The following is a 22,630-nucleotide window of genomic DNA, read 5'->3' as shown; positions in this document are numbered from 1 at the left end:
CGAGCGCTTCCAGCAGAAGATGGAAATGCAGGCCAAGGAAGCGCGGGAGAATCCGATCAGTATCCAGGCTTGAACTGCAGTTCGGACTGTCTGTAGGAGCGAGCTTGCTCGCGAAGCATCGTGCTCGCCCGTTCGCGAGCAAGCTCGCTCCTACCCGTCAGTAGCCCGCCTGCTTCAGATTCCACGTTCTAGAACATGCACTCAGCGAACCAGCTGGCCGGACTGCTTCTGCAGGGCCAGATCACCCTGCTCGCGTACCCAGAACAGGGTCGCACCAGCCACGGCAGCCGGCATCATCAGGATGTTCACGAAGGGAATCATCAGCGCCAGGTAGGTGATGCCGCCGAAGCCCAGGCTCTGCCAGCGCTTCTCGCGCAGCCAGGCGAGCATCTCGTTCCAGCCCAGCTTGTGGTTGTCCGCCGGGTAGTCGATGTACTGCACCGCCATCATCCAGATACCGAATACGATCCACAGCGGCGCGGCCAGCAGGTTCACGCCCGGAATGAAGGACAGGATCAGCAGGGCGCCGGCACGCGGGAGGAAGTAGGCCAGCTTGCGCAGTTCGCGGCCCACGGTGCGCGGGATCATCGCCATCAGCTCGGCCCAGCTGAAGGTCGGGAAGTCGTCCTGGCCGCGAACGACCACTTCCACCTTTTCCGCGAGGAAGCCGTTGAAGGGCGCGGCGATGATATTGGCCAGCATGGTGAAGCTGAAGAACACCAGCACCAGTACCAGCAGCACGAAGAGCGGCCAGATCAGGTACTGGAGGAAGCTCAGCCAGTCCGGAAGGCTGGGCATGAAGGCATCGACCCAGCCGCTGAATTCCCCTACGGCGAAGCCGATCAGCCCGGCGAACAGCAGCAGGTTCACGCTCAGTGGCAGCAGGACGAAGAGGCGCAGTCCGGGACTCAGGACAAGCTTCAGTCCTTCGCCCAGGTATTGCGGCCCGGATAGTGCGGGTGCAGGCATGGTGGTTCCCCAAGGTTGCAAACGCGCCGACCTTAACGGCTTTGCCGGCGCCGTGGAAAGCCCGGAAAAAGCTCGGAACAAATTTGCTCGCGGTTATGCAAATAGCTGCGTCCTATGGCGTGGATTGAGAGCGGGTATTTCCGCTATCGAAGGGCGCTCGGTAAGCTTGCGCCCATTCCTGGCGAATCGCTAATCGATGGCCAGACCCGGTTCAACGGGGCCACTGCATCCAAAGCCTTCCCCAAGTGCCGCAGTGGCCCCTTTTTATGCCCAGCTGGGCGGGAGTCAGCCATGTCCGAAGCACGTCATTCGCGGGTCATCATCCTCGGTTCCGGTCCTGCCGGTTACTCCGCGGCTGTCTACGCCGCCCGCGCCAACCTCAAGCCGCTGCTGATCACCGGTATGCAGGCGGGCGGGCAGCTGACCACCACCACCGAAGTCGACAACTGGCCGGGCGACCCCCACGGCCTGACCGGCCCGGCGCTGATGCAGCGCATGCAGGAACACGCCGAGCGTTTCGAGACCGAGATCGTCTTCGACCACATCAACGCCGTGGACCTGGCCGGCAAGCCCTTCACCCTGGTCGGTGACAGCGGCACCTACACCTGCGATGCCCTGATCATCGCCACCGGCGCCAGCGCCCGTTACCTGGGCCTGCCCTCGGAAGAGGTGTTCATGGGCAAGGGCGTTTCCGCCTGCGCTACCTGCGATGGTTTCTTCTACCGCAACCGCGAAGTGGCGGTGGTGGGTGGCGGCAACACCGCCGTGGAAGAGGCGCTGTACCTGGCCAACATCGCGAGCAAGGTGACCCTGGTGCATCGCCGCGAGACCTTCCGTGCCGAGAAAATTCTCCAGGACAAGCTGAAAGCGCGCATCGCCGAAGGCAAGATCGAGCTCAAGCTGAATGCCGAAGTGGACGAAGTGCTGGGCGATGCCATGGGCGTCACCGGCGTGCGCCTCAAGCGCAACGATGGCGGCACTGACGAGCTGAAGGTGGACGGTCTGTTCGTCGCCATCGGCCACACCCCGAACACTTCGTTGTTCGAAGGGCAGCTGACGCTCAAGGACGGCTACCTGGTGGTCAACGGCGGCCGTGACGGCAACGCCACCGCCACCAATATCCCCGGCGTGTTCGCGGCCGGCGATGTGGCCGACCATGTCTATCGCCAGGCCATCACCTCAGCCGGCGCCGGCTGCATGGCCGCCCTGGACGTCGAGCGCTACCTCGACGCGCAATAAGATTCAGCCTGATGAAGAAAAGCCCCGCCGATGCGGGGCTTTTTCTTTTCAATGGCATCGGAGACCTACGTTGGGCCGCGCTGCACTTGGCCCAACCTACGGGTGGGCCCGCGCCCATTTCGTAGGTTGGGCTGAGCTCGGCGAAGCCCAACACGACGGGTCCGAATTGGGTGCTGACGTTGGGCCGCGCTGCGCTTGGCCCAACCTACGGTGAGGTCCGCGCTCATTTCGTAGGTTGGGCTGAGCTCGGCGAAGCCCAACGCAACGGAGCCCGAAGCGCGCACTGAGGTCTGTATCAGACCCACGTATTCAACGACAGCGTCCGCGCACTCATGCGCCGGTATAACCCTTGGGCTTCCAGCAGCAGGGCTTGCCGGTCCACGGTCAGTTCGATCGCCTTGCGGCCTTCCGCCTCGCAGCGATACAGGCTTTGCTGGGGCTGCTGGCGCAGGCATTGGTAGCGCATGTGGCGGGCTTCGACGCGCATGGTCGACAGGTCGATGTAAGCGACATGCAGCTGCTCGCTCTGGCCTGTTCCCAGGTCGCAACGATGCAGCGCCGGCGTGTGAGTGAAGGGCGTGCCGGAAAGCATCACCAGCTGGCATGGATCAAGATCGCGGCGGTGCTGGCCGTCGAGCAGCCAGCGGCCGCGGATGTCACGGCTCAGGCGCAGGCTGCGCGAACCCTGGTTTTCCACTTTCAGCCAGAGATGGCGGAAGCGCCAGCGCGGATCGCTGTCCAGCACGTAAGTGGCGGCGATGCTGTGGCCATTGCGGTTCTGCAGCAAATGGCTGCTGGCATGGATTCCGGTTTCATCCATGGACAGGCGCAGGCTTTCCACGCCGGGCGTCGACAGGGGTTTCCATACGAGGGTCTGCTGCATCCGTGCGCTCCGGCAGAGAAGTGATGCTTTTCCTGTGGGAATTGCACTAGCGCCACAGCTATCTGATGAGAATCCTACGCGTTTGATAGGAAGATTGATGTCAGCCTTTGCTGACAGAAAGCGGAAGCCAAAGCGTAAGAAAGCCGCCCCGGACGGGGCGGCGAGGGGCGTCAGGCCTTGCGTTGCAGCGACTGGCGCTCGAAGCGCACGCCCGCCAGGCCGGTATTCATCAGGGCGCGGATATTGCCGTGGTCGCTGCCTTCCGGGGTGGCCAGCACGGCGCGGTAGTGTTCTCCGAAGGCCAGCAGGGCTTCTTCCAGGCTGAAGCCTTCCAGCAGCGCGAGGCCGAGGGTCTTGCAGGAGCCTTCGTTCTGGCCGGCGGCGTTTTCCACCGGACCATTGCTGAAGGCGCTCTGCTGGTAGTCGTAGCCCTCGGCGATGAAGGCCAGGGTGTCGGCGAAGACGTGCTGGTCGCTGTGCAGGCGGGCGCGGAAGTCGTTCAGGTTGCTCATTCTTTGTTCGCTTTGTTGAAGGCCGCTTGCTGCTCGGCACTGGCTTCTTTCTGGTATTTGGCTTTCCAGTCCGCGTAGGACATGCCGTAGATCTCTTCGCGCGCCTGGTCCGAAGTGACTTCCAGGCCCAGGTCGTCGGCAGCGGCCTTGTACCACTTCGACAGGCAGTTGCGGCAGAAGCCGGCGAGGTTCATCAGGTCGATGTTCTGCACATCGGGGCGGCTGCGCAGGTGTTGCACCAGACTACGGAAGGCGGCGGCCTCGAGTTCAAGGCGTTCTTGCTCGGTCATGGCAGGATTCTCCTGGGGCTTTCGGGAGGGAATGGCCGGCATGATAAGAGCCCTCCGTGGCACCGGCAAACAGGTCCGCTCAAAGGCTTATCTATGGCTGGACAGGGTGATCGATACCGACTCGGCGAAGCGCAACGCATGGGGCTTGTCCACTTCGACTTCGGCATAGCGCACGCTGGGATTGGCCATCACCAGGTCGAGGATTTCCTGGGTCAGGCGCTCCAGCAGGGCGAAGCGGTTTTCCTCGACGTGACGGATGATCGCCTTGGTGATGGTGCGGTAGTTCAGCGCGTGGTCGATGTCGTTGTCGCGCACCGCTTCGGTGGCCGGGTAGAGGATGGTGAGGTTGATCAGCACATCCTGCTTGTTGAGGATTTCCTCCTCCTTGATTCCGATGAAGGTGCGCAGGCGCAGGTCCTTGACGCGGATTCGCGCCATTCCGGGCTCCAGTCTCGGCATGCTCTAGTTGCTCCGATTGATCAATTTCAGGAATTCGTGGCGGGTGTTCTGGGACTCCCTGAAGGCGCCCAGCATCACCGAGGTGCTCATCACCGAGTTCTGCTTCTCCACGCCGCGCATCATCATGCACATGTGCTGGGCCTCGATCACTACCGCCACGCCGGCGGCGCCGGTCACCTTCTGCAGCGCATCAGCGATCTGGCGGGTGAGGTTCTCCTGGATCTGCAGCCGGCGGGCGAACATGTCGACGATCCGCGCGACCTTCGACAGCCCCAGCACCTTGCCGGTGGGAATGTACGCCACATGGGCCTTGCCGATGAAGGGCAGCAGGTGGTGTTCGCAGAGGGAATAGAGCTCGATGTCCTTGACGGTCACCATCTCGTCGTTGTCCGAGGCGAACAGCGCACCGTTGACGATCTCCTCCAGGCTCTGCTCGTAGCCGTGGCAGAGGTAGCGCATGGCCTTGGCTGCGCGTCCCGGTGTATCGCGCAGGCCCTCGCGATCCGGATCTTCGCCCAGGCCCAGCAGGATTTCCCGGTAGTGCCGGGGCAGCTCGTCGCTCATGGTGGCAGTCCTTGCAGTCGCCTCATTTGAGATGGCGGCCGCCGTTGAGGGTCAGCGTCGTTCCAGTGACGTAGGGGTTGTCCAGGAGATAGCGCAGCCCCTGGTAGACCACTTGCGGGCCGGGTTCGATACCCAGCGCCGATTTTGCCAGGGTCTTCTTGCGATACGCGTCGTCGTCGGCGGCATTGAACATCACCAGTGCCGGGGCGATGCCGTTGACCTTGATGTGCGGGGCGAAGCGTGTAGCAAAGGATAGCGTCAGGTTGTCCAGACCGGCCTTGCTGGCGCAATAGGCGATGCGCTTCTCGCTGCCACGACGGGCCACGTCGTCACTGAGGTGGATGATGTCCGCCGGGCTGCTGCGACGCAGCAGCTCCTCGCAATGCAGGTTGATCAGGTAAGGCGCCAGCATGTGCACGCTGAACATGCGCTGGAAGGCTTCGGCTTCATGCCCCGGAGCTTCGGTCAGCCAGTCCGAGGCGTTGTGGACGATGGCACGCAGGCTGTCGGTGCAGCCCTTGAGTTCAGCGATGAACGCGAGGATGCCGGCTTCGTTGGAAAAGTCCGCCTGCAGCGCCAAGGCGCCACGTTCGCGCAGGTGCTGCACGCCGTCGCGCTCGGTGCGGTAGCTGATGATCACCGGCTGGCCCTCGTCCAGCAGGCGTTCGGCGCAGTAAAGGCCGACGCGCTGGCTGGCGCCGGTGATCAGGATGGGGGCAGCGGGTCGGCTCATCGACGCCTCGAAATCTGAGGACCATGGCCGGCCACGTTATACCAGGGGTGGGGCTTGTACAAATCTCCGGGCGGTGAGCCTCAGCGCGGCTGTACCGCCGCCGGATTGCGTGCCATGGCCGCGCGATTGCCCTGCAGCCAAGGCGCCAGCAGGCGGGTGGAAAGCGGAATGAACCAGTAGGTCATCAGTGGCGTCAGCACGAGGGTGCTGAGCAGTATCCGCACGGCCAGCGGCAGGTCGCCCAGCCAACCGCCGAACAACAGGTTGAACGCCAGGGAGACCGGGAAGAAGGCCAGCCAGATCGCGACGCTCTGTTTCCAGCGCGGTGGCCGTTGCTCAGCCTTGCCGAACCAGGCGTCCAGGCCCAGGGCACGCTGCTCGTGGGGCTGCTCGAACAGGCCGGTACCACGCGCAAGCCAGGCACGGCGGGAAGCCGAGTGCTCCCAGGCGGCCATGGTCGGCTCGTCGGCGAAGCGGAAGATCATCTGGAATTCGTCGTCATCCGGCGGCGGCGCCAGCACGCCCGAACCGAGATAACCAGGGAAGTCGGCGGCCAGTAGCTCGCCTTCGCGCAGCCAGGCCATGAAGTCGTGGTAGCGCTCGCGGGCGACGCGGCGGGCCACCATCAGGGTGACGGGATCGGCAGACATTGTGTATCTCCTTGCAACCGGTGCCCGCCCGGATAGGGCAGTGGCACATCACGCAGCGCCGGGGTGGTGGGCTGCGTTGAATTTGAGGCAAGGATTATTCCGTTTTTTCCGCAAAGCGCCAGCCTGAAGGATGACCGGCAGGTCGTGCCGCGCCTGCCGTGGCCTGCAGTCAATTGGAATCCCCGCAACAAGGATTAAACTGCGTGAATCCTCCTCCCTGACGATTCCGCTGCCATGACCGAACCCGGTGCATCCCTCGCGTCCCGCGCCCTGAAACAGGAAGACCTTTTCCCCATCCGGGAAGTGTCGCGCCTGACGGGCGTGAACCCGGTCACCCTGCGGGCCTGGGAGCGGCGCTACGGGCTGATCCAGCCGACACGCACCGACAGCGGCCACCGGCTTTATTCCCTGGCGGACGTCGAGGCGGTGCGTAGCATCCTCGCCTGGATCGAGCGCGGCGTTTCGGTGAGCAAGGTGGGCAAGTTGCTGGCGCGCAGCAACGCGGCCAGGGCGCCATTGGCACCGATCCTCCAGGATTCGGCGGTGGGAGAGTGGAGCGAGCGGCGCGCCCAGGTGCGCAGCGCCGTGTCGAGCCTGGACGAGGCCGAGCTGGAACGGGTCTATGGACAGGTGTTTTCGACCTATCCCCTGCATGTGGCATTCGCCGATGTGCTGATGCCGGTGTGGCAAGCATTGTTATTGCGGCAAGACGAATTCGGCCGTGGCAGCGAGTGGGTGTTCTTCGACAGCTTCCTTCGCGCTCGCGTCCTGCAGCGCTTGCAGCTGGCCCGCACTGGCCAGCAGGCGCGGGTGCTGCTGGCGCCTTTGCCCGGGCAGGGACGTGAGCTGGAGCTGCTGGTGGCGGGCCTGCTGCTGGGCAGCAGCGAGGTGGCGATCAATGTGCTGGGTCTCGGCCAGCCGCTGGCCGAACTGCCGATGGTCTGCGGCAAGCTTCAGCCCCAGGCGCTGGTGCTGTTCTCCAACCAGCCGCCGGCTGACGACCTGGCCCAGCAGCTAAATCGCCTGGCCCTCGGGCTCGACTGCCCCGTGGCGCTGGCGGGCGAAACCGCCGATCTGCTGAGTGAGGAACTCGATGGCACGCCGGTGGCCTGCCTGGGCAGTGAGGGTCGCCTGATGCAACGGCGTTTACGCCAGTTCCTGTCCGGGCACCTGGATACCTGAACCGGCCGTTGTGACCTTGCAGGAGCGAGCTCTGCTCGCGAATGACCCAGTCACAAGGCTTCGCGAGCAAGCTCGCTCCTACCCTTTGAGTTCTGCAAGTTCTGCTTTGAGCGCAGCCACCTCCGCCTCCAGTTCGCGCACCCGCTGGCGGGCTTCGACCTGCTCGGTGACGTCCTTCTGGATGCCGATGAAGTAGGTGAGCTGGTCGGATTCGTTGAGCACGGGGGTGATGGACAGCTCGTTCCAGAAGGCGCTGCCATCCTTGCGGTAGTTGCGCAGGATCTGCCGGCACGGCTGGCCGCTGCGGAGCGCCTGGCGGATGGCGGCGAGGCCCAGCTGGTTGCGGTCCTGGCCCTGGAGGAAGCGGCAGTCCTGGTAGAGGATTTCGTCGCGGGGGTAGCCGGTCAGGCGCTCGAACGCGGCGTTGGCATAGATCAGGATGTTGTCCTCACCCTCCTGTTCGGCGACCACGATGCCGTCGTTGGAGGCGTCTATTACCAGTTGCAGCAGCTTGGCGTTGATCATTTTTCCGGCTCGTTCGACCTGACCGGGAGCAGTCTAAGGCATCCTGCGCCCCCTGCCAGTTGCGGCATAATGCGCGGCATTTCGCCCCAGATTCGGAGTACCCATGAAAGTCGCCATCCTGTCCGGTTCGGTCTACGGCACCGCCGAAGAAGTCGCCCGCCATGCGGAGAAGCTTTTCCAGGCCGCGGGCCTGGAAGCTCGTCACCTGCCGCGCGTGAGCCTGGATGACCTGATCGCCTTCGACCCCGAGGCGCTGCTGACCGTGACCGCCACCACCGGTATGGGCGAGCTGCCGGACAACCTGCTGCCGCTGTTCCACGAGCTGCGCGACCGCCTGCCCAACTGGCGCGGCCGCCCCGGTGCCATCCTCGCCCTGGGTGATTCGAGCTATGACCTGTACTGCGGCGGTGGCGAAATGATGCGCGAGCTCTATGCCGAGCTGGGCGTGCGCGAAGTGGTGGAGATGCAGCGCCTGGACGCCAGCGAAACCGTCACCCCGGAACTGGATGCCGAGCCCTGGCTGAACAGCGTCGCCGCGGCGCTGAAAGCCTGATGCACCCGCGCGCCGAATACCTGATCCGCGAACTGCAACTGCTGCCGCACCCGGAGGGAGGTTTCTACCGCCGGGTGTTCGAGTCGGCCCAGGCCCTGCCGGGTGGCCGTGCGGCGTCGTCAGCGATTTTCTTCCTGTTGCCGCAGGGCGGTGTAAGCCGCTGGCATCGGGTGGATGCCGACGAGATCTGGCATTTCTACGAGGGCGAGCCGCTGGAATTGCTGATTGCCGAATCTCCGGACGAGGTCCGTCGGGAAATCCTGGGTCCGGTGGCGGAGGGCAGTCTGCCCCAGCGCACCGTACCCGCCCACGCGTGGCAGGCCGCCCGTGCGCTCGGCGCCTACACCCTGGTGGGCTGCAACGTGGCGCCGGGCTTCGAATTCGCCGGCTTCCGCCTGCTGGCCGATGACCCGCAGGCCCAACGGGGCTGGCCGTTGCTGGATCGCGCGCTGTTGTGATTTGTGGGAGCGAATTCATTCGCGATTGCAGGATGAAGTCCTGCCGCTTTTCCTTTGGGGCGAATTCGTTCGCTATGCAGGCCGCAGGCCTGCCGTTCGGGCCCCCGGGCAGCTGCGCTGCCTTAGCGAATGAATTCGCCCCCACAAAGAATGCTCATGCCTTGCCCTGATCGAGGGGCGAATACTCCCGCAACAGCTCCAGCCAAGCCTGCGCGGCCCGTGACAGGTAGGCGCCGCGTCGCCAGACGAAAGCGATGTCCCAACGCAGGTCCGGCTCGCGCAGCGGCACCAGGCGCAGGCCGGGACGCTGCAGCGGGCGGGCGACGATGCGCGGCAGCAACACCACGCCCTGGCCGGCGGCGACCAGCGCGGCGAGGAAGTCCGCCTGGCCACTGCGGCCTACTTCGCGTGGCGTGAAGCCGGCCTGCTGGCAGGCCAGCAGCAAGCGATCGTTGAGGGTGAAGCTCTGCTGATAGAGCAGGAAAGGCGAGTCGGCCAATTGCGCGAGGGCCAGGCTCTCCTCGCCGGCCAGCGGATGATCCTCGGGCACGAGGATATCCAGCGGTTCGTTGCAGAAGGGCTGGTACTCCAGGGCCGAATCGCTGGGCGTGAGGCTGCCAGCCAGTTCCAGTTCCCCCTGCAGCAGCGCCTCTTCCATCAGCTTGCTGCCACCTTCGAACAGCCGCACCACGATGTTCGGGTAACGCCGCCGGTACTCGGAGAACAACCCGGCGAACAGCACTTCACCGCCCAGCAGCGGTAACCCCAGGCGCAGCTCGCCTCGCCGCAGCTGGGTGAGATCGTCCAGCTCGATATGCAGGTCCTGACGCTGGCGCAACATGTCTTCGGCATGGCGCAGCACCACGGCGCCGGCGTCGGTCAGGCGCAGGTGCGGACCACTGCGCTCCAGCAGTTGCACGCCCAGCCGCTGCTCCAGCTGGGCCACCTGCTTGCTGACGGTGGATTGGGTGGCATGCAGGGTCTTGCCGGCCTGGGTGAAGCCGCCCTGGCGGACCACCTCGACGAAGCTGCGTAACTGGCGGAATTCCATGGCTATTCCAATCTCGAATGGCTGCAAGTCGAACAATTCGCTTTTGGGATGATAGGCGCGGACCTAATCTGGCCACCAGTACCGAGGGTCACCGCCATGAACCGTTCCCGCCTGCTCCATATCACCCGTCTCGCCGCTGAACTCGTCGTTCTCCTGGGCCTCTACGCCCTGGGCTGCACGCTGGCGACGGCGCTGGGCTGGCCGATTCCGGGTGGCGTGATCGGCCTCGGCCTGCTGTTGGTGGCCTTCGCAAGCGGCTGGGTGAAACCTGCGGCGCTGCAGCTGGGTGCCGGACTGCTGATGGCCGAGATGCTGCTGTTCTTCATCCCGGCGTTGATGAGCCTGCTCGACTACGGCGCGCTGCTGCGCCAGGAGGGACTGCGCATCCTGCTGGTGATCGGCGCCAGTACCTTGCTGGTGATGCTGGCCACCGCGCTGACCGTGGAAGTCGTTTGCCGCTGGAGGATGCGCCATGAACATTGAACCCATGTCCTGGTTCTGGCTGGCGCTGACCCTTTCTGGGTACCTGGCCAGCCGCTGGATGTACCGGCGTACCGGCCGCTACCTGCTGTCGCCGCTGATCTTCGTGCCGGCGCTGTTGCTCGTTGTCGCCGTGCCGATGCACACCGCCTACGCCGAATATGCAGGTGCTACGCATTGGCTGATGGCGCTGCTGGGGCCGGCTACCGTGGCCTTCGCCGTGCCGATCTGGCAGCAGCGCAACCTGCTTGCCCGTCACTGGCCGGCGTTGCTGCTGGGCATGTTGGCTGGCAGCGCGGTCGCTATCGCCAGCTCCTGGTGGTTGGCCAATGCCCTGGCGCTGGAGTCGCAGGTGAGCCTGTCGCTGGTGCCACGTTCCATCACCACGCCTTTCGCCATGCCAGTGGCCGAGGACCTGGGTGGCGTGCCCGAGCTGACGGCAGTGTTCGTCATGCTCACCGGGGTATTTGGCGCGCTCGCCGGTAGCCTGCTGATCCGCTGGCTGCCCCTGCGCAGCGCCCTGGCCCGCGGCGCCCTGTTCGGCGTGGGGGCCCACGGTGCGGGCGTGAGCCGGGCCCAGGAAGTGGGGCGTGAAGAGGGCACCGTGGCCGGCCTGGTGATGGTCCTCATGGGCCTGCTCAACCTCTTCGCCGCGCCGCTGGTGGCCTCCCTGATCTGACCCGCAAGGCCACTAAGCTGGCTGCCAAGGCGACTATCGCCGTGGCAGCCCGTGGCTAGACTCCCCGGACACATAACAACAACGAGGTTTCGCCATGACCGCCGCCCAAGCCCTCCCGTCACTCAACCTCAAGGACCAGGTGTCTGCCGCCGAATGGCAGACCCGTGTCGATCTGGCCGCCTGCTACCGCCTGATCGCCCTGTACGGCTGGGATGACCTGATCTTCACCCACATCTCCGCCAAGGTTCCCGGCACCGAAGATTTCCTGATCAACCCCTACGGGCTGATGTTCCACGAGATCACCGCGTCCAGCCTGGTGAAGATCGACCTGGCCGGCAACAAGCTGATGGACAGCCCCTACGACATCAACCCGGCCGGCTACACCATCCACAGCGCCGTGCACGAAGTGCGCCCGGATGTCGGCTGCGTGCTGCATATCCACACAGCCGCCGGTATCGCCGTCTCGGCGCAGAAGAACGGCCTGCTGCCGCTGTCCCAGCAGTCGCTGTTCGTCCTCGCCAGCCTTGCCTACCATGGCTACGAAGGCGTGGCGCTGAACCACGACGAGAAGGCGCGCTTGCAGGCCGACCTGGGCCAGGCGAACTTCATGATCCTGCCCAACCACGGTCTGCTCACTGCGTTCGGCAGCATCGCCGATGCCTTCCTCGGCATGTTCACGATGCAACGCGCCTGCGAAATCCAGGTGATGGCCCAGGCCGGCGGCGGCGAACTCATCCACATCCCGCAACAGATCCTCGACGGCGCCCGCGCCATGATCGCCGGCGTGATGAAAACTTCCACCGGCATGGGCGGCGCCTTGCCCTGGCCGGCCCTGCTGCGCAAGCTCGACCAGCAATTCCCCGGCTACGACCAGTGACGGGCCTGCCCGGTATTGCCCTGGGCGACTGGCGCGCCCAGGCGCGGGAGATGGATTTCCGCGGGCAACGCATCCGCTTCTGGACGGCGGGGGAGGGCGAGCCGTTGTTGCTGATTCACGGCTTCCCCACCGCCTCCTGGGATTGGCACTACCTCTGGGCGCCACTGGCGAGGCGCTTTCGCGTCATCGCTTGCGACATGCTCGGCTTTGGTTACTCGGACAAACCGCGCGGCCATGATTACCGACTGCTGGAACAGGCGGACCTGAAGCAGGCGCTGCTCGCCCATCTGGATGTGACCGGGCCGGTGCACCTGCTCGCTCATGACTACGGCGACAGCGTCGCCCAGGAGCTGCTGGCGCGGCACCACGAAGGGCGGTTCAACTTGGCCAGCTGCGTCTTCCTCAACGGCGGCCTGTTCCCGGAAACCCACCGGCCGGTGCTGGTGCAGAAGCTCCTGCTCAGCCCCATCGGCGGGCTGGTCGGGCGACTGTTCTCCCGTCGCAAGCTGGCCGCCAGCTTCGCTCAGGTGTTCGGCCCGTCCACCCAACCCACTGAGGCGGAGCTGGATGACTTCTGGCAGCTCATTGCCGAACGGGATGGCCCGGCGGTCATGCACCGGTTGATCCGCTACATCCCCGAGCGACGCCAGCAACGCGATCGCTGGGTGGCGGCCATGCAGAAGGGCGGGGTGCCGCTGCGCGTGATCGATGGCGCGGTGGACCCCATCTCCGGTGCGCATATGGTCGCGCGCTATCGGGAGCTGGTCCCGGACGCTGATACGGTCTTGCTCGAAGGCATCGGCCACTATCCACAGACCGAAGCGCCGGAGCAGGTGCTGGAGCACTACCTGGCTTTTCGCGACCGACACGGATAGCAGAAATTTCCAGCGTCGATTCGGATGCTGGAGTCTCCAGTCGTTGGCGGCGTGCCACTAGCATTTCCGGCCTCATCCACTGGCCGGGCACGGGTTGCCCGGCGGCATCGAGGCTCGATCATGCTGTTCCGCTTTCTGGTGTTCCTCTATCCCGTCATTCGTACCCTGGGGCCGGCCACCGCGGCCCTCCTGCTCATCGCCGGCATCAGCCTGATCGGCTATGCAGTGCTGCGCCAGCCAGGCCTATGGAGCTGGCTGGCCGCCGGCGCTTGCCTGCTGAGCGCGGGACTGCTGGCGCTGCTCTGCCACAGCTATCACTGGTGGCTGTTCAAACTCCGTCCGCACGGCAGCCTGTTCATCCCTATCAAGTAGCGTCGCCCTTATCGGGCACCATTCATGGCGGCTCCGATTCTTGTGGGTCGGGGTGAGCTGCCGGAGACTCGGCGCATACCCAGGCCTGCCAAGGAGCCCAGCCCATGAGCGATGCAATCCGCTTCCAAGACAAAGTCGTAATCGTCACCGGCGCCGGTGGTGGCCTTGGCCGCGCCCACGCGCTGCAGTTCGCCCGTCACGGCGCCCGCGTGGTGGTCAACGACCTGGGTGGCAGCACCCATGGCGAAGGCGCCAACGCATCGGCAGCTGACCGCGTGGTAGCGGAGATTCGCGAAGCCGGCGGCACCGCCGTGGCCAGTCATGACTCGGTGACCGACGGCGAGAAGATCGTCCAGGCCGCCCTCGACCACTTCGGCCGCGTCGACGTGGTGGTGAACAACGCCGGCATCCTGCGTGACAAGACCTTCCACAAGATGGAAGACGCCGACTGGGACCAGGTCTACAAGGTCCACGTCGAAGGCGCCTACAAGGTTACCCGCGCCGCCTGGCCGCACCTGCGCGAGCAGAACTACGGTCGCGTCATCTTCACGTCGTCCACCTCGGGCATCTACGGCAACTTCGGCCAGTCCAACTACGGCATGGCCAAGCTCGGCCTCTACGGCCTGACCCGTAACCTGGCCATCGAAGGCCGCAAGAACAACATCCTGGTCAACGCCATTGCCCCCACCGGCGGCACCCGCATGACCGAAGGCCTGATCCCGCCGCAAGTATTCGAGCAGCTGAAGCCTGAACTGGTCAGCCCGCTGGTGGTGTTCCTCGGCAGCGAGCAGTGCCAGGAAACCTCCGGCCTGTTCGAAGTGGGCGGTGGCTGGATCGGCAAGGTGCGCTGGGAGCGCAGCCTGGGCTTCGGCTTCGACCCCAAGGCCGGCTTCGACGCCGACGACGTAGCGGCCAACTGGAAGACCATTTGCGACTTCGAAGGCGCGGCGCACCCGGCGGACAACGTCGAAGCCCTGCGCGAGATGATGGCCAACCTGCAGAAGTACGCCCTCTGATCCCGCCGTTCACCGGGGCAGTTCAGCCAGCAGGCTGAACATTCCTGCGGGGAAGCACTATGTTGAAGGCCGGCCTTGTTGCCGGCCTTTTTCATTGATGCGGATTCGGCCTGAACATCTTGTGGGGGCGAATTTATTCGCTATTGGCTGCGCAGCAGCCCCAATTATCTCAAGCGGCAGACCTGCGGCCTGCATAGCGATTGAAATCGCCCCCACAAAAGAGCTGCCCCACTTTTTGCGGGCCCTGGAGCCAAGTTATGAACATCAAAGTCGAGAAGAACGGCCCGGTTACCACGCTCATCATCGACCGTCCCGATGTGCGCAATGCCGTCGACCGGCCCACCGCCGATGCCCTGGCGGCCGCGCTTCGCGCCTTCGAGCAGGACGACGAAGCGCGGGTGGCTGTGCTCGCTGGGGCGGGCGGCACCTTCTGCGCGGGCGCTGACCTGGGCGCCGTGGCTGAAGATGGCGCGCGGCGCAATCGGCTGGAGGCCGAAGGCGATGGCCCGATGGGGCCGAGCCGTATGCAGCTGGCGAAGCCGCTGATTGCCGCCATCGAGGGCCACGCGGTGGCCGGTGGCATGGAGCTGGCGCTGCTGGCGGATATGCGGGTGATGGCCGAGGACGCGGTGTTCGGGGTGTTCTGCCGGCGCTTTGGCGTGCCGCTGATCGACGGCGGCACCGTGCGCCTGCCACGCATCATTGGCCAGGGCAGGGCGCTGGACCTGATCCTCACCGGCCGTCCGGTGAAGGCACAGGAAGCGCAGGCGATCGGCCTGGCCAATCGGGTGGTACCGACGGGGCAGGCCCGCGCTGCGGCCGAGGAGCTGGCCCATGCGATTGCGGCCTTTCCTCAACGCTGCATGCTGGCTGACCGCGCCAGCGCCTATGCCCAGTGGGAGCTGCCGTTCGAGGCGGCCATCGCCAACGAATTCGCCGGTGGGATGGAGGTTATCCACAGCGGGGAAACACTGGCCGGCGCCCGCTCCTTCAAGGCGGGGCAGGGGCGGCACGGCAGTTTTGACGATTGAGGCCGTGGCGCGAACCTTCCGCAATCCGCGAAACAGCGCTGGCATCAGGATAACTTCGTCGCGCCAGGCGCGAGTCACCCTTCTCCCCCGGGGAGAGGGGCCGGGGGTGAGGGATGCGTCAGTCAGGCTTGGAGTGTCTCAGGGCAGCCCTTCGGCCTGCTTGGCGAATGAATTCGCCCCTACAGGAGCTCGGCTCCCGGCGGCACAATCAGCGCGAAATGATCACGTAGGTCTTGCGCAGGGTTTCCTTCACATCCCAGATGCCCAGGCTGTTGGCCGGCAGCAGCAGGGCGTCGCCTGCCTTGATCTCGATGGGCTCGCCACCGTCCGGGGTGAAGGTGCAGCTGCCGTGGGTGAAGTGGCAGAACTCCTGCTCGACGATCTGCCGGCGGAAGCGGCCGGGGCTGCATTCCCAGACACCGGTTTCCACATTGTCGGTGCGCTCTACCGAGTGCACGCGGGTATGCGGCACGGGCTCGCCCACGGGCACCGCGACCGGGCTCGGATCGGACAGGTGCATTTCATGGGTGTTCTTCAGCAAGGTGGCTTTCATGGTGTTGGCTCCGCACAGGCCTGAATGTAGGAGCGAGCTCTGCTCGCGAATGGGTGTAATGAATTTCGCGTCGTTCAGCGCATCAGGCTTTCCATCACGCCGGCCAGTTTCATGGCCATGGCGCGACGCCAGGGCGCGCTGTGGGGATCGGCCAGCACCCGGTCCTCGTGGACGAAGCTGCGGATGATGGCGTTGTAGCCGAGCCAGCGGCAGGGTTCCGGCTCCCAGGTACTGAGGCGCTTCAGAGGGCCATCGCCGAGGACCCAGGGCTGGCGGGTGAGCAGGGTTTCCTTGCCGAGGATCAGGTCGGCCAGGGTTCGCCCACCCAGGTTGCTGGCACCGACACCTTCGCCACCGTAGCCGCCGGACAACGCGATGCCGTTACTGCGGTCCACCAACATGTGCGGACGGAAGCGTCGCGCCATACCCAGGTTGCCGCCCCAGCTATGGGTGATGCCCACGTTGCGCAGTTGCGGGAAGAGTTCGCCAAGCAGGTAGCGACGCAGGCCGACCTCGTCCTCGGTGAGCTGGAAGTCCTCCCGCAAGCGGCCACCGAAGCGATAGCCGCCCCTGGCGCCGAAGGCCAGGCGGTTGTCGGCGGTGCGTTGTGCATAAGTGACCTGGCGGCTGCTCTCGCTGAAGGCCTGGCCGTGTTCCAGGCCGATCTCCGCCCATTGCGCGTCGCTCAGCGGTTCCGTGGCGATAAGCAGGCTCTGTACCGGCAACTGGTACTTGCCCAGCGGCGGCAAGGTGGCGGCATAGCCTTCGATGGCGGGCACCACCCAATGGGCCTTGAGTTCGCCCTGGCCAGTGCGCACCAGCCCCGGTTGCCAGTGGGTGGCGGGACTCTGCTCGAACAGTTGCACGCCCAGGCGCTCTACCGCGCGGGCCAGTCCGCGCACCAGTCGGGCCGGCTGGATGGTGGCGCAGTGCGGGGTGAAGATGCCGCCGTAGGGGTTGGCCACGCGGAGCTGGCCATTCAGTTCTTCAGGGCTCATCCAGCGGTAGTCGGATTCGTCGAGGCCTTCGGCATGCAGGTCCGCCAACTGATCGCGCAGGCGCTTTTCCTGCTCCGGGTAACGGGCGGCGCAGTAGAGGATGCCGCCCTTGCGGAAGTCGCAATCGATGCCTTCGCGCTGCAGCACCTCGGCCACTTCATCGGGAATGCCATGCAGCAGGTCGAAGGACGCCTTGCGCACGTCGGCCGGCAGCGGCGCCAGGGCACGGTCCTCGCCCAGCAGGTTGCCCATCAGCCAGCCGCCATTGCGGCCGCTGGCGCCGAAGCCGGCGAACTGCGCCTCGACGATGGCAATCTTCAGCTCGGGGGCCTGACGCTTCAGGTAGTAGGCCGTCCACAGTCCGGTGTAGCCGGCGCCGATGATCGCCACATCCACCTCGTGCGAGCCGGACAGCGCCGGCCTTGCCTTGATGTCTTCATCGAGCGTGTCCATCCACAGGCTGATCGAGCGCCAGTTCCGCATAGGCATGTCCCCGTTGGCAGGTTGTTGTGGCTGGCAAGGCTAGAGGGTGGCAGGGCGCTTGTCGTGTGCGCGGGCACGCTGGGAATGCGGGATGCGCGAGAAGGAAACGCGTGGGTTGGTGCTGAGCCCGCGAAGCCCAACGACTCCCAGCCCCATCGTTGGGCCTCGCTCTGCTCGGACCAACCTACGAACGTCCGTGCGCCCCCTTGAGGTACGCCTTGGGCGATTGCCCGGTGTGCTGGCGGAAGCAGCGGTAGAAGGCGGAAAGGGAGTTGAAACCGGCACTGAAGGCCAGCTCGTCGATGCGCACCGGCGGCACGGCGGTTTTCAGCAGTTCGAGCAGGTGCAGCAGGCGTGCCTGGTTGACGTACTGGTAGAAGCTCTGGCCGAGCATCTGATTCAGCAGGTAGGAAATCTGGTTCCGGGTATAGCCGGTTGCGCTCGCCACCTGGTGCAGGTCCAGGCCCGGGTCGAGGTAGGGCTGGGAACTCTGGAAATATTCCTCGATGTCCCGCGCCAGCATGCCCAGCTGCCGCGCCGAAAGGCCGAGGCGGCTGGCCGCCGGAGGTTGCGACTGGGCCTTGCCGGGCGGGGCGGCCGGTTGTACCAGCAGGGCGTATTCGTTGATCCGCCAGATCAGTCCGTCGCGCACGGTGATGGCTTCGCTGGCGTGGAAGGTGCCGCCGCCGGCGACGCTGATGGCGTACTGGATGAACGCGGTGTCGCCATCGATGCGGATGCGGTCGTTGTGTTCGAGGAAGTCTTCCGGGCCGCTGGGCATGGTGGCGAGCAGGTAGTTGCGCATGTCTTCGCGGTGCATGCAGCGATTCTGGAAGAAGTCGTTGTATTCCAGCTCGGGATGGTAAAGCGCGAGGACGGCCTCGATGTCACGGGCCTTCCAGCTCAGGTGGTAGCGCATCACCACGTCGCGGGTGGCGGCGGTCAGGGGATCGGGAACTTGATCGTGGGAACTCATGGGACGGTCATGGCGAAGAGAAGCGCAAAGCATGCCCGAGCCGATGGGGGACCTTCAATGCAACGGCTGAACATGCCCCAGCCTGCGCAGGCGCTGGGCCAGCTGCAGGTGCTGGGTCGGGTTGTCGCAGAGCAGCAGGGCGCGTTCCAGGTCATAGCGCTCGGCCTGGGGGCAGTCCAGGCGCTGGTAGATGTCGGCGCGCACCAGGTGGTCGTGCATGCTCGGCGGTCCGAGCAGCAACACGCGCTCGGCGTCCTTCAGGGCAGCGAGGAATTCGCCTGCTTCGCGGTGCAGCTGGCTGAGGTTGCGTGACAGGCGCTGGATCATGTCTCCGGGACTGGCGGTCTGCAGGTGCGCGGCCTTGAGTTCGGCCTGTGGACCTTGCACGCGCACCAGCAGGTCCCGGCAGTCACGGGTATAGAGCCGGCGACCGCTGCTCGGGTCGAGCAGGTGGTCGGCGGTGGGCACGCGCAGCAGGAAGTGGCCAGGGAAATTCACCCCGACCAGTGGAATGCCCAGTCGAGAAGCCAGCTCCAGGGCAATCAACGCCAGGGACAGCGGCTGGCCTCGTCTCGTTGCCAGCACCTGGGGCAGCAGGGCCGCTCGCGGACGAAGGGGCATTTCGTCGTCTTCGTGGAAGTCCAGTTCATTCAGGCGCCGCAGCAGGGGTTGCGCCAGTTCCGCCGGTGGCAGTTGCGGCAGGCCGGCGGCGACCAGTTGCAGCAGCGCGCCGAAATCGCGCAGCACCTGTTCGGGCTCGAGCCGTGGATCGTGTTCGGCGGCAATCCACAGCGCCGCCTCCAGCATCGCGGGAGGGTCGCGTTCGAGGCAGGAGAGACAGTGTTGGCGCGGGTCCATGGGGTATCTCCGACGGGTTGATTCCTTGTAGCCAACTGGTTGATTTTCGTCCAGTAGTGGCACGCGCAGCGGTTATCTCGGGGCCTTGGCTTATGTCCGGATGCAAGGGGGCGGGTGGCGCAGCTCGGCCTATACTGGCCCTTAACGTCAGGAAGGGAGCCCGCCATGTTCGCCATGATGGAAACCGCCCGGCTGGAGGCGTTGCACCTCGCCAATGATCCCGCCACCGGACTCAAGGCCATCATCGCCATCCACAACACGCGCCTCGGCCCAGCCTTGGGCGGTTGTCGCTATCTCGCCTACCCGGATGATGAAAGTGCCATTCGCGATGCAATCCGCCTCGCCCAGGGCATGAGCTACAAGGCCGCCCTGGCCGGCCTTGACCAGGGTGGCGGCAAGGCCGTGATCATCCGGTCCGCCCACGTGAATGACCGCGCCGCCTTGTTCGAAGCCTTCGGACGGATGATCGAGTCCCTGGGCGGCCGCTACATCACTGCCGTGGACAGCGGCACCTCCAGCGCCGACATGGACTGCATCGCCCAGCAAACCGGTCACGTCACCAGCACCACCGCTGCTGGCGATCCCTCGCCGCACACCGCCCTTGGCGTGTTCGCCGGCATTCGCGCCACGGCCCATGCGCGCCTTGGCAGCGACGACCTGGAAGGCCTGCGCGTTGCCGTCCAGGGGCTCGGCCATGTCGGTTATGCGCTTGCCGAGCAGCTTCACGCGGTCGGTGCGGAACTGCTGGTCAGCGACCTCGACGCCGGGCGCGTGCAACTGGCGATGGAACAACTGGGCGCCCAGCCGGTGGCCAGCGATGCATTCCTCACCACCCCTTGCGACATCCTCGCGCCTTGCGGTCTCGGCGGCGTGCTCAACGCCCAGACCGTCGGGCAGTTGCGCTGTGCGGCGGTGGCCGGTGCGGCCAACAACCAGCTCGCCAGCCCCGATATCGCCGACGAGATGGAAGCACGCGGCATCCTTTATGCGCCGGACTACGTGATCAACTCCGGCGGGCTCATCTACGTCGCCCTCAAGCACAAGGGCGAAAGCTTGCCGGCGATCACCGCACACTTGTCGCGGATCAGCCAGCGCCTCACCGAAATCTACGCGCACGCCCAGGCCGACAAACGATCCCCCGCGCGGGTCGCCGACGCCCTGGCCGAGCGCTTGCTGTTCGGCTGAACGGCCGCCAACCAGCGGCCTGCCCGGCCCATTCCCGGAGCCATAAGCCCCGGGCCTCGACAGGCACCCACAAGGTGTAAGGAGAGATGCCATGTCCAATCGAATCGAGTTGCCCTATACGCGCTTCCTCGACCCCGAGGGGCGACTGGTCGGTGAACTGCCGGTCTGGGCAGACGACTTCAACCTGCTCACCGATCTCTACCGCCGCATGGTGCTGACCCGCCTGTTCGACCAGAAGGCGGTGGCCCTGCAACGCACCGGCCGCATTGGCACCTACGCGCCGACCCTCGGCCAGGAAGCGATTGGCGTCGCCATCGGCAGCCTGATGCGAGCCGAAGACGTGCTGGTGCCGTATTACCGTGATACCGCCGTGCAGTTGATGCGCGGCGTGCGCATGGAGGAAATCCTCCTTTACTGGGGCGGCGACGAACGCGGCAGCGATTTCCAGGACCCGCGCTCGAAAGAGGACTTCCCCATCTGCGTGCCCATCGCCACCCAGTCCCTGCATGCCTGTGGCGTGGCGACGGCGATCAAGATCCGCGGCCAGCATCGCGCCGTGGTGACCACCTGCGGCGATGGTGCCACCAGCAAGGGCGACTTCCTCGAAGCCCTGAACGTGGCCGGCGCCTGGCAGTTGCCAGTGGTCTTCGTGGTGAATAACAACCAGTGGGCCATTTCCGTCCCCCGGCGCATCCAGAGCGGCGCGCCGACCCTGGCGCAGAAGGCGATCGGTGCCGGCTTCCATGGCGAACAGGTGGACGGCAACGACGTGCTCGCCGTCTACGACCGCATGCAGTGGGCGCTGGATCGTGCCCGCCACGGCAAGGGGCCGATACTGCTGGAGTGCATGAGCTACCGGCTGGGCGACCACACCACCGCCGACGACGCCACCCGCTACCGCAGCGCCGAAGAGGTCAAGGCGGCCTGGCAGGACGAACCCATCAAACGCATGCAGGCATTCCTCGCCAGCCACAAGGTCTGGGATGAAGGACGCGAACAGGCGCTGATCGCCGATTGCCAGCGTCAGGTGCAGGTTGCTGTGGATAACTTCGAAGGTGCTGGAATCCAGCCGGTAGAGTCGGTGCTGGACCATGTCTACGCACGCTGGCCGGCCGCCCTTGGCGACCAGCGCGAAATGCTCCTTGAACGGGTCGCCCGCAGGGAGGAACAGGGTCATGAGTAACCTCAATGCAACTACTGAAAAACGCGCCCTGCTGGAAGCCGTGAACATGGCCCTGCACCGTGCGATGCAGGAGGACGAGAATGTTGTAGTCCTGGGTGAAGACGTGGGCATCAACGGTGGCGTGTTCCGCGCCACGCTCGGTCTGCGCGACCGCTTCGGATTCAAGCGGGTGATCGACACGCCGCTGGCGGAAACCATGATCGGCGGACTCGCCGTGGGCATGGCCGCCCAGGGCCTGAAGCCGGTGGTGGAAATCCAGTTCCTTGGTTTCATCTATGCCGCCATGGAGCACCTGGTGTCCCACGCCAGCCGCATCCGCTGTCGTACCCGTGGCCGGCTGACCTGCCCGCTGGTGCTGCGCAGTCCCATGGGCGCCGGCATCCGTGCGCCGGAGCATCACAGCGAAAGCACGGAAGCCTTGTTCGCCCACGTTCCCGGCTTGCGCGTGGTAATTCCGTCGTCGCCAGCACGAGCCTACGGCCTCCTGCTGGCGGCCATCGACGACCCTGATCCGGTGATCCTCCTTGAGCCCACCCGGCTCTACCGGATGAATCCGCAACCGATCATCGACGACGGCAAGCGACTGCCCCTGGATAGCTGCTTCACCCTGCGCGAAGGCTCGGACATCACCCTCGTCAGCTGGGGCGCCAGCATCCACGAAACACTTCAGGCCGCTGCCAGGCTGGAAGAGCAGGGCGTATCCGCCGAGGTGATCGACGTCGCCAGCATCAAGCCGCTGGACCTCGACACCCTGGAAGCCTCGGTGCGCAAGACCGGCCGCTGCGTGATCGTCCACGAAGCACCACGCAGTTGTGGCGTGGGCGCGGAGATTGCCGCCAGCCTCTACGAGCGCGTGCTGCTCGACCTGCAGGCGCCGATCCAGCGGGTCACGGCACCGGACATTCCCCCGCCGCTGTATCGCCTTGAACAGCTGTACATCCCCGGCCCGGAAGACATTCTCGCGGCCTGCGACCTGGTGCTGAACTACGCCTGAGG

General features: G+C 65.4%; 28 protein-coding genes. 14 read left to right on the top strand and 14 right to left on the bottom strand.

Translation table 11 applies throughout. From position 1 onward, the window contains the following. Window positions 1–201: 201 nt before the first annotated feature. Window positions 202–969 (bottom strand): sulfate transporter CysZ, encoded by a 768-nt coding sequence (cysZ, locus tag E8E95_RS22045; protein WP_280353888.1) that lies wholly within the window; start codon window positions 967–969, stop codon window positions 202–204. 291 nt (window positions 970–1,260) lie between these two features. On the opposite strand from cysZ, the gene trxB reads away from it, so the two are divergent. Further along, on the top strand, window positions 1,261–2,208 hold the full coding sequence (trxB, locus tag E8E95_RS22040; RefSeq protein WP_280353886.1) for a thioredoxin-disulfide reductase: 948 nt from the start codon (window positions 1,261–1,263) through the stop codon (window positions 2,206–2,208). A 295-nt stretch (window positions 2,209–2,503) separates the two neighbouring features. Here the strand turns inward: trxB and E8E95_RS22035 are convergent, their stop codons facing one another. The 7 genes from E8E95_RS22035 to E8E95_RS22005 form a co-directional block, all read right to left on the bottom strand. Continuing rightward, window positions 2,504–3,091, bottom strand: coding sequence for a putative glycolipid-binding domain-containing protein (locus E8E95_RS22035; protein ID WP_280353885.1), 588 nt, complete (start codon window positions 3,089–3,091; stop codon window positions 2,504–2,506). Between the two features lie 170 nt (window positions 3,092–3,261). Next, entirely contained in the window at window positions 3,262–3,603 is a 342-nt protein-coding gene (locus tag E8E95_RS22030) for a HopJ type III effector protein (RefSeq protein WP_280353883.1), read from the bottom strand. Beyond that, complete coding sequence (locus E8E95_RS22025; protein ID WP_280353881.1) at window positions 3,600–3,893, bottom strand: DUF1244 domain-containing protein; 294 nt, start codon at window positions 3,891–3,893, stop codon at window positions 3,600–3,602. Before E8E95_RS22025 ends, E8E95_RS22030 begins: the two co-directional genes overlap by 4 nt. Window positions 3,894–3,980: 87 nt before the next feature. Beyond that, window positions 3,981–4,352 carry a dihydroneopterin triphosphate 2'-epimerase gene (folX, locus tag E8E95_RS22020; protein ID WP_077525888.1) on the bottom strand — a complete coding sequence of 124 codons (372 nt, stop codon included), beginning with the start codon at window positions 4,350–4,352 and terminating at the stop codon, window positions 3,981–3,983. Window positions 4,353–4,355: 3 nt separating this feature from the next. Then, window positions 4,356–4,916 carry a GTP cyclohydrolase I FolE gene (folE, locus tag E8E95_RS22015; protein ID WP_280353879.1) on the bottom strand — a complete coding sequence of 187 codons (561 nt, stop codon included), beginning with the start codon at window positions 4,914–4,916 and terminating at the stop codon, window positions 4,356–4,358. 22 nt (window positions 4,917–4,938) lie between these two features. Next, window positions 4,939–5,649 (bottom strand): dihydromonapterin reductase, encoded by a 711-nt coding sequence (gene folM / locus E8E95_RS22010; protein WP_280353877.1) that lies wholly within the window; start codon window positions 5,647–5,649, stop codon window positions 4,939–4,941. A gap of 80 nt (window positions 5,650–5,729) precedes the next feature. After that, window positions 5,730–6,299 carry an antibiotic biosynthesis monooxygenase gene (locus E8E95_RS22005; protein WP_280353876.1) on the bottom strand — a complete coding sequence of 190 codons (570 nt, stop codon included), beginning with the start codon at window positions 6,297–6,299 and terminating at the stop codon, window positions 5,730–5,732. A 234-nt stretch (window positions 6,300–6,533) separates the two neighbouring features. On the opposite strand from E8E95_RS22005, the gene E8E95_RS22000 reads away from it, so the two are divergent. Further along, window positions 6,534–7,481 carry a MerR family transcriptional regulator gene (locus E8E95_RS22000; protein WP_280353875.1) on the top strand — a complete coding sequence of 316 codons (948 nt, stop codon included), beginning with the start codon at window positions 6,534–6,536 and terminating at the stop codon, window positions 7,479–7,481. Window positions 7,482–7,559: 78 nt separating this feature from the next. Here the strand turns inward: E8E95_RS22000 and E8E95_RS21995 are convergent, their stop codons facing one another. Next, entirely contained in the window at window positions 7,560–8,006 is a 447-nt protein-coding gene (locus E8E95_RS21995) for a PAS domain-containing protein (protein WP_280353874.1), read from the bottom strand. A gap of 103 nt (window positions 8,007–8,109) precedes the next feature. On the opposite strand from E8E95_RS21995, the gene E8E95_RS21990 reads away from it, so the two are divergent. Further along, the gene (locus E8E95_RS21990; protein ID WP_280353872.1) at window positions 8,110–8,559 is read left to right on the top strand and encodes a flavodoxin; all 450 of its coding nucleotides are present in this window, start codon (window positions 8,110–8,112) and stop codon (window positions 8,557–8,559) included. After that, window positions 8,559–9,017 (top strand): cupin domain-containing protein, encoded by a 459-nt coding sequence (locus E8E95_RS21985; RefSeq protein WP_280353870.1) that lies wholly within the window; start codon window positions 8,559–8,561, stop codon window positions 9,015–9,017. Before E8E95_RS21990 ends, E8E95_RS21985 begins: the two co-directional genes overlap by 1 nt. A gap of 154 nt (window positions 9,018–9,171) precedes the next feature. On the opposite strand, the gene E8E95_RS21980 is transcribed toward E8E95_RS21985, so the two are convergent. Then, window positions 9,172–10,068 (bottom strand): LysR family transcriptional regulator, encoded by an 897-nt coding sequence (locus E8E95_RS21980; protein ID WP_280353868.1) that lies wholly within the window; start codon window positions 10,066–10,068, stop codon window positions 9,172–9,174. A gap of 96 nt (window positions 10,069–10,164) precedes the next feature. Between E8E95_RS21980 and E8E95_RS21975 the strand changes: the two genes are divergently transcribed. The 7 genes from E8E95_RS21975 to E8E95_RS21945 all read left to right on the top strand — a co-directional run bounded on the left by E8E95_RS21975 (window position 10,165) and on the right by E8E95_RS21945 (window position 15,398). Further along, window positions 10,165–10,551, top strand: a complete 387-nt coding sequence (locus tag E8E95_RS21975; RefSeq protein WP_280353866.1) for a CidA/LrgA family protein — start codon at window positions 10,165–10,167, stop codon at window positions 10,549–10,551. Then, a complete protein-coding gene (locus tag E8E95_RS21970) occupies window positions 10,541–11,227 on the top strand; it encodes an LrgB family protein (protein WP_280353865.1) in 687 nt (228 codons plus the stop codon). The genes E8E95_RS21975 and E8E95_RS21970 overlap by 11 nt, the downstream gene beginning before the upstream one ends. 94 nt (window positions 11,228–11,321) lie before the next feature. Next, a complete protein-coding gene (locus tag E8E95_RS21965; RefSeq protein ID WP_280353863.1) occupies window positions 11,322–12,104 on the top strand; it encodes a class II aldolase/adducin family protein in 783 nt (260 codons plus the stop codon). A 50-nt stretch (window positions 12,105–12,154) separates the two neighbouring features. Next, window positions 12,155–12,979, top strand: a complete 825-nt coding sequence (locus tag E8E95_RS21960) for an alpha/beta hydrolase (RefSeq protein WP_280354023.1) — start codon at window positions 12,155–12,157, stop codon at window positions 12,977–12,979. A gap of 120 nt (window positions 12,980–13,099) precedes the next feature. Further along, entirely contained in the window at window positions 13,100–13,351 is a 252-nt protein-coding gene (locus E8E95_RS21955; RefSeq protein ID WP_280353861.1) for a hypothetical protein, read from the top strand. A 104-nt stretch (window positions 13,352–13,455) separates the two neighbouring features. Continuing rightward, on the top strand, window positions 13,456–14,367 hold the full coding sequence (locus tag E8E95_RS21950) for an SDR family oxidoreductase (protein WP_280353859.1): 912 nt from the start codon (window positions 13,456–13,458) through the stop codon (window positions 14,365–14,367). Window positions 14,368–14,624: 257 nt separating this feature from the next. Continuing rightward, entirely contained in the window at window positions 14,625–15,398 is a 774-nt protein-coding gene (locus tag E8E95_RS21945; protein WP_280353857.1) for a crotonase/enoyl-CoA hydratase family protein, read from the top strand. A 208-nt stretch (window positions 15,399–15,606) separates the two neighbouring features. On the opposite strand, the gene E8E95_RS21940 is transcribed toward E8E95_RS21945, so the two are convergent. The 4 genes from E8E95_RS21940 to E8E95_RS21925 all read right to left on the bottom strand — a co-directional run bounded on the left by E8E95_RS21940 (window position 15,607) and on the right by E8E95_RS21925 (window position 19,266). Next, window positions 15,607–15,951: a cupin domain-containing protein gene (locus E8E95_RS21940; protein WP_280353856.1), complete on the bottom strand. Its 345-nt coding sequence runs from the start codon at window positions 15,949–15,951 to the stop codon at window positions 15,607–15,609. 74 nt (window positions 15,952–16,025) lie between these two features. Next, window positions 16,026–17,432 carry an FAD-binding oxidoreductase gene (locus tag E8E95_RS21935; RefSeq protein ID WP_280353854.1) on the bottom strand — a complete coding sequence of 469 codons (1,407 nt, stop codon included), beginning with the start codon at window positions 17,430–17,432 and terminating at the stop codon, window positions 16,026–16,028. A 184-nt stretch (window positions 17,433–17,616) separates the two neighbouring features. Continuing rightward, complete coding sequence (locus E8E95_RS21930; RefSeq protein ID WP_280353853.1) at window positions 17,617–18,408, bottom strand: helix-turn-helix domain-containing protein; 792 nt, start codon at window positions 18,406–18,408, stop codon at window positions 17,617–17,619. A 54-nt stretch (window positions 18,409–18,462) separates the two neighbouring features. Continuing rightward, window positions 18,463–19,266 carry a transglutaminase family protein gene (locus tag E8E95_RS21925; protein ID WP_280353852.1) on the bottom strand — a complete coding sequence of 268 codons (804 nt, stop codon included), beginning with the start codon at window positions 19,264–19,266 and terminating at the stop codon, window positions 18,463–18,465. 165 nt (window positions 19,267–19,431) lie between these two features. Here E8E95_RS21925 and E8E95_RS21920 point away from each other — a divergent pair, with 165 nt between their 5' ends. From E8E95_RS21920 to E8E95_RS21910, 3 genes are all read left to right on the top strand, one after another. Beyond that, window positions 19,432–20,451: a Glu/Leu/Phe/Val dehydrogenase dimerization domain-containing protein gene (locus tag E8E95_RS21920; protein ID WP_280353851.1), complete on the top strand. Its 1,020-nt coding sequence runs from the start codon at window positions 19,432–19,434 to the stop codon at window positions 20,449–20,451. Between the two features lie 91 nt (window positions 20,452–20,542). Beyond that, on the top strand, window positions 20,543–21,634 hold the full coding sequence (gene pdhA / locus E8E95_RS21915; protein ID WP_280353849.1) for a pyruvate dehydrogenase (acetyl-transferring) E1 component subunit alpha: 1,092 nt from the start codon (window positions 20,543–20,545) through the stop codon (window positions 21,632–21,634). Further along, window positions 21,627–22,628, top strand: a complete 1,002-nt coding sequence (locus tag E8E95_RS21910; RefSeq protein WP_280353847.1) for an alpha-ketoacid dehydrogenase subunit beta — start codon at window positions 21,627–21,629, stop codon at window positions 22,626–22,628. The genes pdhA and E8E95_RS21910 overlap by 8 nt, the downstream gene beginning before the upstream one ends. Window positions 22,629–22,630: the final 2 nt, after the last annotated feature.

Origin of the sequence: Pseudomonas sp. BN414 (genome assembly GCF_029871275.1) — a bacterium.
GTDB classification, from domain to species: domain Bacteria; phylum Pseudomonadota; class Gammaproteobacteria; order Pseudomonadales; family Pseudomonadaceae; genus Metapseudomonas; species Metapseudomonas resinovorans_C.
This window is presented reverse-complemented; position numbering and strand designations above follow the sequence as displayed.